The 14,312-nt window shown below is 70.5% G+C and carries 17 protein-coding genes; 9 read left to right on the top strand and 8 right to left on the bottom strand.

What is annotated here, in order from left to right:
- Positions 1-42: 42 nt before the first annotated feature.
- A complete protein-coding gene (locus P0592_RS05815) occupies positions 43-597 on the bottom strand; it encodes a DUF8173 domain-containing protein (RefSeq protein ID WP_276273335.1) in 555 nt (184 codons plus the stop codon).
- A gap of 105 nt (positions 598-702) precedes the next feature.
- Between P0592_RS05815 and larE the strand changes: the two genes are divergently transcribed.
- Entirely contained in the window at positions 703-1,569 is an 867-nt protein-coding gene (gene larE, locus P0592_RS05810) for an ATP-dependent sacrificial sulfur transferase LarE (RefSeq protein WP_276273334.1), read from the top strand.
- A gap of 1 nt (position 1,570) precedes the next feature.
- Here the strand turns inward: larE and P0592_RS05805 are convergent, their stop codons facing one another.
- Positions 1,571-2,179 (bottom strand): histidine phosphatase family protein, encoded by a 609-nt coding sequence (locus P0592_RS05805; protein WP_276273333.1) that lies wholly within the window; start codon positions 2,177-2,179, stop codon positions 1,571-1,573.
- Positions 2,176-4,182, bottom strand: coding sequence for a twin-arginine translocase subunit TatC (gene tatC, locus P0592_RS05800; RefSeq protein WP_276273332.1), 2,007 nt, complete (start codon positions 4,180-4,182; stop codon positions 2,176-2,178). The genes P0592_RS05805 and tatC overlap by 4 nt, the downstream gene beginning before the upstream one ends.
- A gap of 110 nt (positions 4,183-4,292) precedes the next feature.
- On the opposite strand from tatC, the gene P0592_RS05795 reads away from it, so the two are divergent.
- The 3 genes from P0592_RS05795 (at position 4,293) to P0592_RS05785 (ending at position 7,441) form a co-directional block, all read left to right on the top strand.
- Positions 4,293-6,506 (top strand): twin-arginine translocase subunit TatC, encoded by a 2,214-nt coding sequence (locus P0592_RS05795; protein ID WP_276273331.1) that lies wholly within the window; start codon positions 4,293-4,295, stop codon positions 6,504-6,506.
- Positions 6,507-6,582: 76 nt separating this feature from the next.
- The gene (locus tag P0592_RS05790; protein WP_276273330.1) at positions 6,583-6,756 is read left to right on the top strand and encodes a ribbon-helix-helix domain-containing protein; all 174 of its coding nucleotides are present in this window, start codon (positions 6,583-6,585) and stop codon (positions 6,754-6,756) included.
- Entirely contained in the window at positions 6,749-7,441 is a 693-nt protein-coding gene (locus P0592_RS05785; protein WP_276273329.1) for a queuosine precursor transporter, read from the top strand. The genes P0592_RS05790 and P0592_RS05785 overlap by 8 nt, the downstream gene beginning before the upstream one ends.
- A gap of 17 nt (positions 7,442-7,458) precedes the next feature.
- Here the strand turns inward: P0592_RS05785 and P0592_RS05780 are convergent, their stop codons facing one another.
- Positions 7,459-8,253 carry a 23S rRNA (uridine(2552)-2'-O)-methyltransferase gene (locus P0592_RS05780; protein WP_276273328.1) on the bottom strand — a complete coding sequence of 265 codons (795 nt, stop codon included), beginning with the start codon at positions 8,251-8,253 and terminating at the stop codon, positions 7,459-7,461.
- Between the two features lie 48 nt (positions 8,254-8,301).
- Positions 8,302-8,859 carry a hypothetical protein gene (locus P0592_RS05775; protein WP_276273327.1) on the bottom strand — a complete coding sequence of 186 codons (558 nt, stop codon included), beginning with the start codon at positions 8,857-8,859 and terminating at the stop codon, positions 8,302-8,304.
- A 148-nt stretch (positions 8,860-9,007) separates the two neighbouring features.
- Here P0592_RS05775 and P0592_RS05770 point away from each other — a divergent pair, with 148 nt between their 5' ends.
- From P0592_RS05770 to P0592_RS05760, 3 genes are read left to right on the top strand one after another with little or no spacing between them, the layout of a single operon-like run.
- On the top strand, positions 9,008-9,751 hold the full coding sequence (locus P0592_RS05770; RefSeq protein ID WP_276273326.1) for a DNA polymerase sliding clamp: 744 nt from the start codon (positions 9,008-9,010) through the stop codon (positions 9,749-9,751).
- Between the two features lie 53 nt (positions 9,752-9,804).
- On the top strand, positions 9,805-10,428 hold the full coding sequence (locus tag P0592_RS05765; protein WP_276273325.1) for a cell division protein CdpA domain-containing protein: 624 nt from the start codon (positions 9,805-9,807) through the stop codon (positions 10,426-10,428).
- Positions 10,429-10,483: 55 nt separating this feature from the next.
- Positions 10,484-10,663 (top strand): hypothetical protein, encoded by a 180-nt coding sequence (locus P0592_RS05760; protein ID WP_276273324.1) that lies wholly within the window; start codon positions 10,484-10,486, stop codon positions 10,661-10,663.
- Between the two features lie 12 nt (positions 10,664-10,675).
- Here the strand turns inward: P0592_RS05760 and P0592_RS05755 are convergent, their stop codons facing one another.
- A complete protein-coding gene (locus P0592_RS05755) occupies positions 10,676-11,470 on the bottom strand; it encodes a DUF4382 domain-containing protein (protein WP_276273323.1) in 795 nt (264 codons plus the stop codon).
- Between the two features lie 120 nt (positions 11,471-11,590).
- Here P0592_RS05755 and hjc point away from each other — a divergent pair, with 120 nt between their 5' ends.
- On the top strand, positions 11,591-12,109 hold the full coding sequence (hjc, locus tag P0592_RS05750; protein ID WP_276273322.1) for a Holliday junction resolvase Hjc: 519 nt from the start codon (positions 11,591-11,593) through the stop codon (positions 12,107-12,109).
- Positions 12,110-12,182: 73 nt separating this feature from the next.
- On the opposite strand, the gene P0592_RS05745 is transcribed toward hjc, so the two are convergent.
- The gene (locus tag P0592_RS05745; RefSeq protein ID WP_276273321.1) at positions 12,183-12,815 is read right to left on the bottom strand and encodes an SWIM zinc finger family protein; all 633 of its coding nucleotides are present in this window, start codon (positions 12,813-12,815) and stop codon (positions 12,183-12,185) included.
- Between the two features lie 144 nt (positions 12,816-12,959).
- Here P0592_RS05745 and P0592_RS05740 point away from each other — a divergent pair, with 144 nt between their 5' ends.
- Entirely contained in the window at positions 12,960-13,169 is a 210-nt protein-coding gene (locus P0592_RS05740; RefSeq protein WP_276273320.1) for a DUF7472 family protein, read from the top strand.
- Here the strand turns inward: P0592_RS05740 and priL are convergent.
- A complete protein-coding gene (gene priL / locus P0592_RS05735) occupies positions 13,166-14,242 on the bottom strand; it encodes a DNA primase regulatory subunit PriL (protein WP_276273319.1) in 1,077 nt (358 codons plus the stop codon). The two genes, P0592_RS05740 and priL, sit on opposite strands and share 4 nt — an antisense overlap.
- Positions 14,243-14,312: the final 70 nt, after the last annotated feature.

The following is a 14,312-nucleotide window of genomic DNA, read 5'->3' as shown; positions in this document are numbered from 1 at the left end:
TCCGGGGTGACGCCCCTCTTTACGCACTTGCGGCCGCCAGCATCAGCCCAGCAGGCTCTCTTTCCCGCGCAGCAGGAGCAGGCCGATGCCGGGGCTGGCGACCACCGCGTTCAGCAGGTCCCCCAGCAGCGGGATGGCGCTGACGGCCCCGATGACGACGGCACCCGCGGCCAGCGCCGCCCAGCGGTTGTCGACGTCGCCCAGCCCGGTGAGCCACCGACCGACGGCGTACGCGCCCAGTGGCGTCCCGATCAGCGCGACGACGAACAGCGCCAGCAGCCCCGGGATGGTGACGATGAGGCCGATGAGCGTCAGCGCCAGCAGGACGAGCCCGATGACGATCCCGAGGTAGCCGAGCGTCCCGACGGCGACGACCACGCCGGGGTCGTCGAAGATGTCCTCGATGGCGTTCCGGGTCCAGACCGGTGCGGCGGCGAGCATGAGCGCGCCGACGACGAGGCTGTAACCGCCGGCGACGGCGAACTGCGCCAGCGGCGACAGCGAGAACTGGCCGGTCGGTTGCTGTGCGGCGGCGACGCCGGGCAGGACCGCGAGCGCGGCCGCTGCCGCGGCGAGGCGGTGAGTCGTGGAGGGCATCGGCCGAGCGTTCAGAGCGGCGCGGTAAATACTTCCCGTTCGCGTCGCTGGCCCGGCAACGGCGGACACGAAGCCGTTTTCAGCGTCGGCCCAGTAGGCGTGGCTATGTCCGCTGTCGCGGAGAAACTGGCCGCCGCCCGCGAGGACCTCGCGTCGCGAGACGGCGTGGTGGTCGCGTTCTCCGGCGGCGTCGACTCCAGCGTCGTCGCGGCGCTGGCCCACGACGCGCTGGGAGACGACGCCGTCGCCTGTACCGCCAAGTCCGAGACGCTGCCCGCCGCCGAACTGGAGGACGCCACCCGGGTCGCCGAGGAGATCGGGGTCCGCCACGAGATCGTGGAGTTCTCCGAACTCGACAGCGACGAGTTCGTCCAGAACGACGAGATGCGCTGTTACCACTGCCGGTCGATGCGCCTGGGCGCGATGTACGACCGCGCCCGCGAACTCGGCATCGACGTGGTCTGTGACGGCACCAACGCCTCCGACGTCGGCGAGGGCCACCGTCCGGGCCTGCGGGCCGTCGACGAACTCGACGCCTACTCGCCGCTCTTGGAACACGACATCGAGAAGGAGGAGGTCCGGGAGATCGCCCGCGAGTACGACCTCTCGGTGGCCGACAAGCCCTCGATGGCCTGTCTCTCCTCGCGCATCCCGACCGGACTGGAAGTCACGGAGGAGAAGCTCTCCCGCGTCGAGAAGGCCGAGCGACTCCTGCGGACGTGGGGCTTCGAGCAGTTCCGGGTCCGGGACCACGACGGGCTCGCCCGCATCGAGGTCGGCGAGGCGGAACTGGAGACGGCGCTGGACCCCGACTTCGTGCGCGCCGCCCGGGACCACGTCGAGGACTGCGGGTTCGACCACGTGACGCTGGACCTGCACGGGTACCAGACCGGCAGCGTCAGTCCAGAGGACGAGAGCGAGGACGACGTCGTCTCGGACGTCTTCGACGCCGACTACCCCAGCGTCGACTGACCTACGCCCGCCACGGGGTCGCCCCCTCGGTCAGCAGTTCCGCCGCCGACTCCCCGATCCGCAGCTCCGTCACCGAGCAGTTCGGCGGCGAGTGGGCGTCAAGCGCCGCCTCGCGCCCGTCGACGACCGACAGCAGCACCTTGACGACCCCGCCGTGGGTGACCAGCAGGACCGTCTCGTCGTCGCCAACCCGATCGCGCAGGCCCGTCCACGCGTCCGTGACGCGCTCGACGAACTCGTCGACGCTCTCGCCGCCCTCCGGGGCGGCGTCGAGCGCGGAGACGCTGGTCCCGTCCGTCTGTCCCGTCCGCCGGAACAGCTCCTCGGCGAGAAAGCCCTGATAGACGCCGAACCCCCGCTCGCGCCACGCGCGGTCCACGGCCGGGTCGGGCAGCCCGTCGGCCGTCTCGCCGGCCACCGCGAGGGTCTCCCGCGCTCGCCGGAGGTCGGACCCGAGGACGCGGTCGATCTCGCGGCCGTCGAGCCACGACCCCAGCGCCGCGGCCTGCTCGCGGCCGCGGTCGGTGAGTCCGGTCGGAGCCCACCCCTGGACGCGCCCCTGCCGGTTCCAGTCGGTCTCGCCGTGCCGGACGACGAGGACCCGCGTCACGGCTCCCCGCCGTCCCGACGCTCGTCCTCGCCGTCGGGGTCGCGGCCGCCCGGCCCAGCCTCGCCCTCGGCGGGGTCGGGCTCGTAGTCGCCGCCGTACTCGGGGGCCGGCACGTCGGGCTCGTCGGCCCCGTCGTCACCGCGGAGGCGGTCGACGAGCAGGCCGCCCTCGAAGACCAGGACCAGGCCGGCGGCGACGGCCGCGGCCAGCGTCGGCGCGACGCTGAACGAGTTCACGATGCGGAACAGCGTCGGGTCGGGGCTCCCGAGGTAGCCGACGACGATGGCGACGCCCCAGACCGGCAGGCGCGCCCGGCGAAGTCCGCGCCACGCCCTGACGCTGCCGTAGTAGTTCTTGTTCCAGTAGGCGGTCAGCTCGAACAGGGCGATGATCCCGCCGCCGACCAGCATCGGCGTCGCGTTCCCGAGCCCGACCGAGGCCAGGCCCTCGGTCACCGCCGTCGGGAGCTGCGCGTAGTAGCCGGTCGGGACCGGCAGCGGGCTCAGCACGTACCCCACCAGCGCGAACGCCGCGTAGACGACCGGCCGGCGCGCCCGCAGTTCGTCGGCGGTGGGCACCGGCGAACTGGTGCCGGTCCACTTCAGCAGCAGCAGCGTCCCCTCGAACAGCAGGATCATGGTCACCGCGACCATCAGCGGGGCCATCCCGGTCGGGTCCGGACTGAACACGAACGCGATCGCGGCGAACGCGCCCCAGAAGTAGAGCCGCCGGTCGGCGAGCCACCGGCGGGTCGTCACGCCCATCATGATCGCCAGCATCACGAACAGCGGGATCTGGAAGATGAGCGCGAAGAAGCCCAGCATCAGGATGATGATGCTGAACGTGTGCGAGAGGCCGAACGCGAGGTCCGCGGCCCGGTCGGAGTAGGCGATGAAGTAGTTGAACATCGCGGGCAGCACCGCGAAGTACGCGACGGCGACGCCGACGCTCGCCAGCACCAGGCTCGTCGGCACCGCCGCGAGGTAGTAGCGCCGCTCCCGGGGGTACAGCCCCGGCCGCATGAACAGGTACGTCTCGTAGACGAACACCGGCAGTGCGACGATGAACCCCACCAGCGTCGCGACCTTCAGCCGCGCGAGTATCAGCGCCAGCGGGCTGTAGACGTACGGGCAGTTGACGTCCGCGGCGACGGTCCCGGCCGCAGCGTCGGCGTCGACGGTGCCACAGACCTCCCTGGCCTGTTCGAGGGTCCCCTCGTGGAAGGAGTACCAGAGGAAGTTGATGAGTTCGTCTGCCGTCGGCAGCGTGAACACGGCGACGACGGCCGCGACGCCGACGACGATGAACAGCCGCGTGGCCATCTCCTCGACGTGGTCGGCCAGCGGCATCTCCTCGTCGTCGGGCGCGCCCTCGTGGATGTCCTCGTAGCCGGGGGCGTTCCCGTGGTCGGTCGCGCCACCGCCGGCCGGCGTCGCCGGCGTCCCCCAGTCGGTCGGCACGTCCGCGGGGACGGCCGCCGAGACGTCCCGCGGGTCGCGCTCGAACAGCCCGGGGCGGGTCCGGCCCGGGACCGTCGGCGCGTGGGGCGTCTCGCCCGGCGACGCCGCCTCGATCGGATCGACGTCGTCGGGGGGGCCGTCCCCCCCGTCGTCGGCCGCCATATAGGTCTCCCGCTCCTCGTCGGCGAGGAACGAGTCGGCGTCGTCGGTCTCGTCGCCCTCGGGGTCGTCGTCCGGGAACGACATCGTCTGCTCGTCGACCGGGATGTCGGGCGAGACGCCGTGGGGGTCGATGTCGTCGACCCCGGGCGCGTCGTCCGTCCGGTCGCCGTCCGCTCCGTCGTCGGGCGGACTCCCGGCTGCCGCCTCGTCCGCCGGGTCGTCGGCTGCCGCCTCGTCCGTCGGCCCCTCGCCCGCCGGGTCGTCCGTCACGTCAGTCGGTGACCCCTGCGATTCCTCGGCTGCCGGCTCCCCGTCCGTCGGGGGAGAGTCCCGCGGCTCGTCGGGGTCGGCGTCCGCGTCGCTGGGGTCACCGTCCGCCATCTGCCCCCCGCTTGGCGACTGGTGGTTGTAAACTTTCTTTTCGAGCCGCCCGGCCGACGCCTCCGGTGATGAACAAATTGATAACGCCGACTCGGCTACCCTCAGGGGAGATGGTGGGGCCTCTCGACGACGACACCGTCCGCACGGTCCAGAGCGGGCGCGAGACCGTCGGTGCGATGCTGGGCACCGCACAGTCCCATCTCCAGAAAGTGTTCATCGTCTTCGTCGCCGGGATGCTGGGGACGATCTACGCGCTGCAGTACGGCGTCTGGGAGATGCTCCGGGAGGACCTCGTCTACGCGAACATGACCCCGGAGCTGCGCCGACAGACCAGCGTCGTCTCCACGCAGGCGTTCGACGTCATCCTCCTGCAGGTGAAGATCGGTGCCGTCGTCGGCATCCTGCTCGCGGTCCCGGTGCTCGTCTTCTACGGCCGCGACGCGCTCCGCGCCCGCGGCTGGTGGCCCGCCGACCGCATCCCCGTCTGGAAGGGCGCGCTGTTCGCCCTGACCAGCCTGGTGCTGTTCGCCGGCGGCGTCTTCTACGCCTACGAGCTGTTCTTCCCGCTGATGTTCAAGTTCCTCGCCGGCAACGCGAACGCCGCCGGCTTCACGCCCCAGTACTCCATCGTCAAGTGGGCGCAGTTCATCTTCCTGCTGGGTGCCTCGTTCGGCCTCGCGGCGCAACTGCCGCTGCTGATGACCGTCCTCTCGTACACCGGGATCGTCCCCTACGAGACGTTCCGGGACAAGTGGCGGATCGCCGTCCTGCTGATCTTCCTGTTCGGCGCGCTGTTCTCGCCGCCGGACCCGTTCACTCAGATCATGTGGGCCGCACCGCTCTGTGGGCTGTACGCGGTCAGCCTCGCGCTCTCGAAGGTCGCGGTGCTGGCGAAACGCTCCAGCGACCTCGTCAGCACCGCCGCGGTGGGACGGGCCAACTGGAACACGATCCTCGGCGGGGCCGTCGTCGTCGGCGGGATCACCTACTACCTGCTCGCGACCCCCGCCTTCCAGTACGTGCGGGCCTTCGCCGCCTGGTTCCCCTCCAGCCGACTCACCGGCGACGTCACCCGGCCCGCGCTGCTGGGGCTACCGCCGGAGACGACGGCGGTCGTGCTCGCGGTCGCCGGCGGCCTGCTAGCCGTACCGGTGGTCCTGTACTACCACGTCCTGCAGGCGCTGGAGGACGCCGTCGCGCCCGACGAGCGGGAGATGGGCGACCCGACGGCCATCGATATCGACGAGCTGAGCGCGGACGCCGTCGAGGTCGCTCCGCCGGAGGTGTTCGAGGAGATGACGGAAGAGGAGGCCCTGGCCCACGCCGACACCGCGCTCTCGGCGGACGATCAGACGAAGGCCCAGGCCATCCTCGACCGCTGGGACGAGGCCCACGAGGACGCGGACGAGGCGGCCGACGAACCGGCCGACGGGACGACCGCCGACGGCGACGCGGCGACCGAGGAGGGGGGCGCGGGCGGCATCCTCACCTCGACGACCGCGGGGATGGCCGACGCCTTCACCGAGGACGAGACCACCGAGGACGACATCGGCGGCTACTACTACGACATCCAGTTCATCCTCAGCTCGCTGGCCTCCAAGGCGTTCTGGATCCTGGGGGTCTTCGGCTTCGTCCTCTCGGCGTCGTTCCTGTTCCTCTACCGCGGCGGTATCGGCGACATCCAGCGGGTGTTCGTCAGCCGCCTCCCCGAGGGGATGCAGGCCCAGGTCGACATCGTGACGCTCCACCCCGTCGAACACCTCGTCTTCATCGTCAAGTTCTCGACGATACTGGGGGCCGTCTCCGTGCTCCCGCTGGTGCTGTACTTCGCGTGGCCGGCGATGCAGGACCGCAGCCTCGTCGGCGGCGACCGCAACATCCTGCTGGTGTGGGGCGGGACGCTGTTCGTGGCCCTGATCGGCGGCAGCCTGCTCGGCTTCCTCTACGTCGCGCCGATGGCCATCTCCGCCATCGCCTACGACCAGCTCCAGGCCAACATGGTCATCGCCTACCGCATCAGCAACTTCGGCTGGCTCGTCCTCTTCCTGACCATCGGGATCGGGCTGCTGGTCGAGATCCCGGTGACGATGTTCCTGTTCCACCGGGCCGGCCTCGTCCCATTCGAGGTGATGTACGAGCGCTGGCGCTACGTCGTGCTGGCGATCGTCGCCACCGCCGCGATGGTCACGCCCGACAGCATCTTCACGATGCTCATCGTCGGCGTCCCGACGGCCCTCTCGTACATGGTCGGGCTCGCCATCCTCTGGGTGTACACCCTGGGCGGCCGCCGGACGCCGAAGGGACGGGGCGAGCCGGCGGACTGAGCCCGGCGCGGCGTCCGGCTGTGCCACTCGCCGGCGAACCGCGACACTGATATTCCCCTGCGAGCACGTGGGTCATATGCCCAAGATCAGCGTCGAGGTTCCCGAGGAGCTGCTCGCGGACCTTGACGACCACGTCGGCGAGGACGGGAAGTTCGTCAACCGCAGCGAGGCCATCCGGGCGTCCGTCCGGAAGACCCTCGATATTCTGGACGACATCGACGAACGACAGGGGCGACTCGACGATGAGTGACGGGAGTCCGATCCGGGTCGGCCTCGTCGCGCTGTTCGTGACCGCGCTGGTGGTCTCGCAGGTGACGGCCTCGAAGCTGCTGGCCTTCGGGCTTCCGTTCTCGCTGCCGGTCGTCGGCGAGGCGCTGGTCCTGCCGGGCGCGGCGCTGGCCTACGCGCTGACCTTCTTCGCGTCGGACTGCTACGCGGAACTGTACGGCCGTCGGGCCGCCACCGTCGTCGTCAACGTCGGCTTCCTGATGAACTTCGTCCTGCTGGCGCTGGTCTGGAGTACCATCCTCGCGCCGGGTCTCCCCCCCGAGGCCCAGCCCGTCGACCCCGCCGCCTTCCGGAACGTGCTGGCGGCCAGCACCGCCGTCGTCGTCGCCAGCCTCTCGGCGTACGTCGTCAGTCAGAACCTCGACGTGATCCTGTTCCACCGGCTCCGGGACCTCACCGACGGTGACGCGCTGTGGCTCCGCAACGTCGGCTCGACGGCGACCAGCCAGCTCGTGGACACGGCCATCTTCATCGGCGTCGGCTTCGTCCTCCTCCAGGGGACGCCCCTCGCGGTGGCGCTGTCGCTCGCGGTCGGGCAGTACGTCCTGAAGCTGGGGATCGCGCTGCTGGACACGCCGTTCGTCTACGCCGTCGTCGGCCTCGCACGCGGCGAGGGCCGGTTCGGCTCGGCGTCGCGGGCGGACTGACGACTCTTCGACCGCCGTCACTCGACGGGCTGGGCGAACGCGTACCGCGGCTTCACGTCGTCGACCCGCACCGTCACCTCGTCGCCCTCCGCGACGCCGCTCACGAACAGGGTGAACCCCTCGACCTTCGCGATGCCGTCGCCCTCCTCGCCGACGTCCTCGATGGTCACGTCGAGTTCCTCGCCCTCGCGGACCGGGGCCGTCAGGCGGTGCTTGGCGACCAAGTACAGCTCCGACGACGAGTCCCGCGAGGCGTCCGGCCGGACCTCCCGGACGTACTCGAACTCCGGTTCGATGTCCGCCTTCAGGTCGGCGAGGTCCTGGCCGTCGAACACCTTCGCGGCGAAGTCCCCGCCCGCGTCGAGCAGGTCCGTCGCCACCTCGAAGGCCTGCCGGGCGAGGTGGACCGAGCGGGCGTGGTCGAGGTCGTAGTCGCCGCTCATGTTCGGTGCCATGTCCGAGACGACCACGTCGACCGGGCCGCCGCGTGCGTCGGCGTCGCCGCCGACGACCTCGCGGATCTCGTCTTTGGTCCGTCCTTCGGTCATGTCCCCGCGGACGTACTCGACGGCCGGCTCGGGGTCGTCCAGCGGGTCGATGCGCTGGCGGTCGACGCCGACGACGGTCCCCCGCTCGCCGACCCGCTCGGCGGCGACCTGCAGCCAGCCGCCCGGGGCCGCCCCCAGGTCGACGACCGTCCGCCCCTCGCCCAGCAGGCCCGCCGTCTCGTCCAGTTGCTGGAGCTTGTACGCCGAGCGGGCGCGGTACCCCTCCTGTTTCGCTCTGTTGTAGTACTCGTCCTTGTGGCTCATCGTCGCTCTTGCACGCCGTAGCGCCCCCGCGGGTTTACCGTCGTCGGCTCACTCCCGCCGGCGCTCGAGCGCACCCCACCCGACGAGGCCGCCCAGCGCCGCCAGCACGCCGAAGCCGGGGCCGCTGGCCCCCGTACCGTCCGCGGCTGTCCGGTCCGGCACGTCGCCGCTCGCGGCGGCCTCCAGCCGGTCGGACCCGATCTGGAGCAGCCGGACGCCGACGTACCCCTCGGTACACCGTTCCTGTGAGTTGACGACGAACAGGCTCCCCGGCGGCAGCTGGACGGAGTCGGGGACGTAGGCGGTTCGTTCGTAGCGGGCGTACTCGGGCTCGGCTCGGTCGACGAGCGTCACGTCGTAGGCCGTCGTCGCGTCGTCCGACCAGTCGGCGAACGCACAGCCGGCCGCGACCTGTGCGTCGATCGGGCTGGTAGTCGGCCCGACGTGGACGAAAAAGCCCGTCAGGTCGTTCTCCGTCTCGTCGCCCTCGGCGACGACCGCCTTCGTCTCCGCTCGTGCGTCGGCAGCGCCCGTTCCGACGGCCAGCGTCCCGAGTGCAGCGCCCGCCCCCGCCAGTACCGATCGTCGTGAGTACGCGTCCGTCATGACAGGACCGCTTGCGGACACGGAGCAAAGACCCTTGACCCGGCATTCGCCGAGGGCCCGCAGCGCCCGCTCAGTCGCCGTCCGGCCCGCGCGCACGCGGCTTTCGATGAGGGACTTTTTAATGGATGGGGGCGTAGCCGCGGCTAAGATGTTCAACGCCATCGTGAGTGCGGACACGCTCCAGTCGACTCTCGACTCCGTGAGCGTGCTGGTGGACGAGTGCAAGATCCACCTCGAAGACGACGGGCTGGAGATTCGGGCCGTCGACCCGGCCAACGTCGGGATGGTCGACCTGCGACTGGAGGCCTCGGCGTTCGAGTCCTACGAGACCGACGGCGGCCTCATCGGGGTGAACCTCTCGCGGCTGGAAGACATCGCCGGGATGGCCGACTCCGGGCAGCTGGTCCACCTCGAACTCGACGAGGAGACCCGGAAGCTCCACATCGCCATCGACGGGCTGGAGTACACGCTGGCGCTGATCGACCCCGACTCCATCCGCCAGGAGCCGGACCTCCCGGACCTGGACCTGCCGGCCCACATCGTCATCGAGGGCCGGGACATCGACCGCGCCGTCACCGCGGCGGACATGGTCTCGGACCACATCGCGCTGGGCGTCGACGCGACCGACGAGCTGTTCTACGTCGACGCCGAGGGCGACACCGACGACGTCCACCTCGAACTCACCCGCGACGACCTCATCGACCTCACCGCCGGGGACGCCCACTCGCTGTTCTCGCTGGACTACCTCAAGAACATGAACAAGGCCATCCCCAAGGACGCCGAGGTGGAGATGGAACTGGGCGAGGAGTTCCCGGTCAAGATGCACTTCAACTTCGCCGAGGGCGAGGGCCGCGTGACCTACATGCTCGCGCCGCGCATCCAGAGCGAGTAGGTCCGACGCGCGTCTGACGTAGCGTTTTGTGGGGCGAGCGACAACGCTGCCCTATGGAACGGCTCGGCGACGCGTACGGTGGCAGCCAGTGGACGAGCCGCGACCCGCGGCGCGTCTACGCCGGGGCCGTGCTGGGTGCCGTCGGTGCCCTGGCGGTCGTCGTCGGCGTGTTGCTGGTGACGACGCCGCTGTCGGACTGGATCGGAGCCACCGACCTCCGGGCCGCCGAGAAGCTCGCGGGGACGCTGGGCGGGCTGGGCATCCCCGCGATGTTCCTGGGCGTCGTCGCCGTCCTCCCGTCGAGTCGCCGCCAGCAGGCCGGCGTCGTCGTCGGGTCGGCCGCGTCGCTGGTCGGCATCGCGCTGTTCCAGACGGCGTACCCCCACCGCTGGACCACCGGCCAGGCGACGCTGGCCTTCGAGACGTCGATGGCGTACTTCCTCGGCGTCGGGCTCGCCTTCCTGTTCGTCTTCTCGACGATGGCGCGGTTCCGCGCCCGCAACAACCCCCAGGGGACGGTCCGACTGGAACTCACCCAGCAGGGCGAGTCCCGGACCGTCGAGGTCTCGCCCGAGGAGTACCGCCGGTACGCGCGGGCCATCCGCAGCGACGGCGGCGAGACCGAACAGGTGATCCGCGAACTGGAGTCCAGAGCCCGCGAGAGCCGCGAGGACTGATCGGACCCGTCCCGGGACACGCCCACACCGGAGCGGCGCAACTCCGGCGATACCGATGACACGAGCGATAGACGACATCCTCGCACGCCACGCGACCGACACGTACAGCGTCGTCGACGAACTCCACGCAGTCCCACCCTACCGCGTCCACGCGGTCCGCGTCGACGGACGGCGGGCTGTCCTCAAGCCTGACGCCCACCCTCGCGGCGAGGCCGCCGTCGACGGGCGCGGGTAGCCGCCCGTCCAGTCAGGCCTGCGACTGGTTCGCGCTCGCGTTGTCCGCGCCGGCCTCCGTCTCTGCGGTCCCCGTCTCGTCGCCGACCTCCTCGACGTCGACGTCCTCGCCGGCGACCCCGCTCTCGCTGATGACCGGCAGGAGGTTGTAGCCGTTCTTGCCCTTCTTGACGACGTTGATGTCGAAGACGAACGAGGTCGTCTCGCCGGCGGTCACCTCGAAGGGCTTGACGAGCTGGAGTTTCTCGCTTGGGACCTTCACCTCGACGTCGTCACCGTCGACTACGCCCGCGACGTCGCTGACCGAGAGTTCGATCTTGGCGTAGCGGCCCGGCTCCAGCTTCCCGTCGAGGACGCCGATGGCCCGCTCGCCGACCACCTCGGTCAGGTCTACCGTCGGATCGTCGAGTTCGAAGACGGTGAAGCCGCCCTCGTCGTCGCGCTCGTCTTCCTCGGTCTCTCCGTCGTCGTCAGTCTCTGTCTCGTCCGTCTCCGACGCCGTGGTGGTGTTCGTCGCCGTGTCGGTCGCCGCGGTCTCGGTGCCGGTCGCCGCCGCCTCGAACACTCGCGCCTCGTCGAAAGTCACGCCCAGCGAGTCGAAGTCGCCGATGTCGGCCGGCCGGTCGCTGACCAGCAGGCGGAACGTGCCGGTCGCGTCGCCGTCGCTTCCGCCACCACCTCCGCCGTCACCGCCGGTCCCACCGCCACCGCCACCGTCGCCGGAGCCGCCGTCCGTCGACCCGCCGCAGCCGGCCAGTACTGTCGTCCCGAGCGCCGTCGCCGTTCCGAGGAACCTCCGTCGATCCATACCCGGTCGCGGGCCCGCCGGCCCGTATACCCCGACGATCGTTTCCCGGCTCGGGCCGCCGTGAACGGAATGAACGCTCGACGTGAACGGTTTTTGTCGCTGGGGGACGACAGTCGGGTGATGGCAAACTCGAACGCGAAGGGGGACCGCCGCGAGCGGGAACTCGTCAACGCCTTGGACGACGCCGGCTTCGCGGTGATGCGCGCACCGGCCAGCGGCAGCGCCACCGAGCGCGAGCTCCCGGACGTGCTGACCGGCGACGGCGACACTTTCTACGCCATCGAGGCCAAGTCCAGCGCCGGCGACCCCATCTACCTCGACGGCGAGGAGGTCGAGGCCCTCCTCTTTTTCGCGCGGAACTTCGGCGCGAAACCACGCATCGGCGTCCGCTTCGACCGCGAGGACTGGTACTTCTTCCACCCGGGCGACCTCCACACCACCGACGGCGGGAACTACCGCGTCAAGAAGGAGACGGCGCTCTCGGACGGCACCGACTTCGAGGAGTTCGTCGGCCACTCCGAGAAGGTCACCCTCGACGCGGTCGCCGACGACGGCCCCGACGCCGCCACGCTCGACGTCCTCTCGGCGTTCGAGCGCGGCGACCTCTCGAAGGAGGAGGCCGCGGAGATGCTGAGTTAGCGAGGGTCGTCCCCTCCTCCGGGGCTCCCCACGCTGTTCGGAGCCCCGCTCTCGTTCGCGTCTCGGCGTCGCCCTAGTCGACCAACTCGGCGTCCGTCCGCCGGAGCCGCGAGTACGGGAAGGCGTAGATGCGGGGGTCCTCGCGACGCGTCGCGTCCCCGAGGTAGGTCACCTCGACCACCAGGTCGTCGTCGGGGTACCCCCCGTTGGTGTCGTGTTCGGCGACGGTCCGGCCGGTGGCCTCGATGACGTACTCGTCGGCGCGCTCGCCGACCACGCGTGCGACCACGAGGCTGTCGCCGGTCTCGCGGTCGACGGCGATGTCCCCCGGCGTGACCCGGCAGTCCGCACAGAGGTGGGGCGGGTCGGCGGCCTCGCGGACGAAGGTGACGGCCCCGCAGACGTCGCACCTGGCCCGCTCGTGGCCCGGCGGCGCGACCCGCCGGGCGGTGATCTCGATGGCGACTCGCCGGAGGTGTTTGCACCGCTCGCCCCGCAAGCGGTGGTCGGGACAGCTACAGCTCCGGGCGGGGAGGTCCACGCGGTAGGTGTGGTCGGTCTCGGTGGTGACCTCGTAGCCGCCGTCGCCCAGCGGCGTGACGGCCATCCGTTCGGTCCACGCGCGAAGCGAGCGCGGGTCCAGCGTCGTCGGGTCCGGTGCGAGTGCGGTCCGCCTGCTGTCGGCGGTTGGCTGAAGGAGCGTCATAGCGGTCGGACACGGCTGGTTTTCTCGGTGTGTCCAGTCGAAACGTAGGTGCTGGAGCGGGGTAAGTCTCTCGGCCGCCCGCCCCCGCTCGGGCCGCTCGCGCGCTTCGATAGCCTTTTGCCCGGGCCGGCGATATCGCGGCGTATGGAACTGGACCGGGAGGCAGTGTTGCAGATCGCCATCTCGGCGGTCGCGCTGGTGACTTTCGTCGTCGCCGCCGTCTTCGTCTCGACCAACTTCTCCTCGAACGGCGGGCTCACCGAGACCGGCGGGATCGCCATCGTCGGGACGATCGGCCTGTTCGTCGTCCTGATGCTGGCCGCCGGGATCTGGCTGGAGCGCCAGGAGTTCTAGGCGTCGGCCTCGCTCTCCTCGTCGCCCTCGCGCCAGTCCGTCAGTTCGTCCTCGTCGGCGTCGTCGAGCTTCTTCTCGTAGTAGGCCATCGGGTGCGAGATCCGCTGGCAGAGATCGTCCATGTTCACGCAGTCGCCGTAGGACTGCATCGTCGCACACGAGGGCGTCGAGTAGTCCGTCGGCCCGGTGTCCCCGCGGATGTGGTCGACCTGGTAGCGGGTCGCCTCCTCGCCGAACCCCGGGTTCACCTGGAACAGGTCCACGATCTCGTCGGTCGACAGCCCGATGCTGGTGAGGAACGCGGCGATGGCGAAGCGGGAGTGGTGTTCGAGGTGTTCGCCCTTCTGGACCTGGTCCAGTAACGCCTGCATACACGGCGGGAACAGCTCTGGGACGACGGTGTCGATGTCCCGCGTGAGGTCGAGGTCGGCAAGCACCTCCCGGAGGTGTTCGACCTCCTCGGTCAGCTCGTCGCCGATGGCGTCGGGCACGTCGAAGGGGAGGCCGTCGGCGACCCGGTGGCGGACGGCCTGTTTCAACAGGACGTGGAGGTCGTCGGGGGCGACCCGGACCTCCCCGTCGGCAAGCGGGCGGTTGACGAGCCGCCACCGGTCGCCCCGCTGGTCGGCGGCCAGGTCGAGGTAGACCCCGACGGCGACCCAGTAGCCGTCCTCGGCCTCCCGGACCGCAGACGCGAGGTCGAACTCCGACAGCAGGTCCCGCAGCTCGACCCGCTCGGTCGAGGTGGACTTGAACTCCGTCGTCGCCGCGAACTCCTCGGTGAACCGCTCGCGGGCCGTCTCTGCCTCCGCCTGTGCGTACTTGCGGGTACAGACGTGCTCGTCGACCAGCGAGACCAGCACCCGCGCGACCGGATAGGACAGCAGTTCGACGCGGGTCCGGCGGTGTGGCTGGCCGACGCTCCCGTCGGTGATGGCGTGCTCGACCCGCTCCAGCGCCCGCTGGGTGACGGCCTCCTCGGTCGCGACCACCTCGCCGAGGTCGACGGCGGCGGCCTCGACGGCCTCCCGGGCGGCACCGAGGAACGGGTACCGGGCGTGGAGCGGTTGCATAGCGTGGCGTTGCGCGTGTGGCCGAATAAAATCACCGTCCCCGCCTCGCGCCGCCGCTCGCACAAATCCA

It is taken from the genome of Haloarcula litorea, from assembly GCF_029338195.1.
In the GTDB taxonomy this organism is placed as follows: Archaea; Halobacteriota; Halobacteria; order Halobacteriales; family Haloarculaceae; genus Haloarcula; species Haloarcula litorea.
Note: the sequence above shows the minus strand (reverse complement) of the source record. Positions and strands in the feature narration are given on the sequence as shown.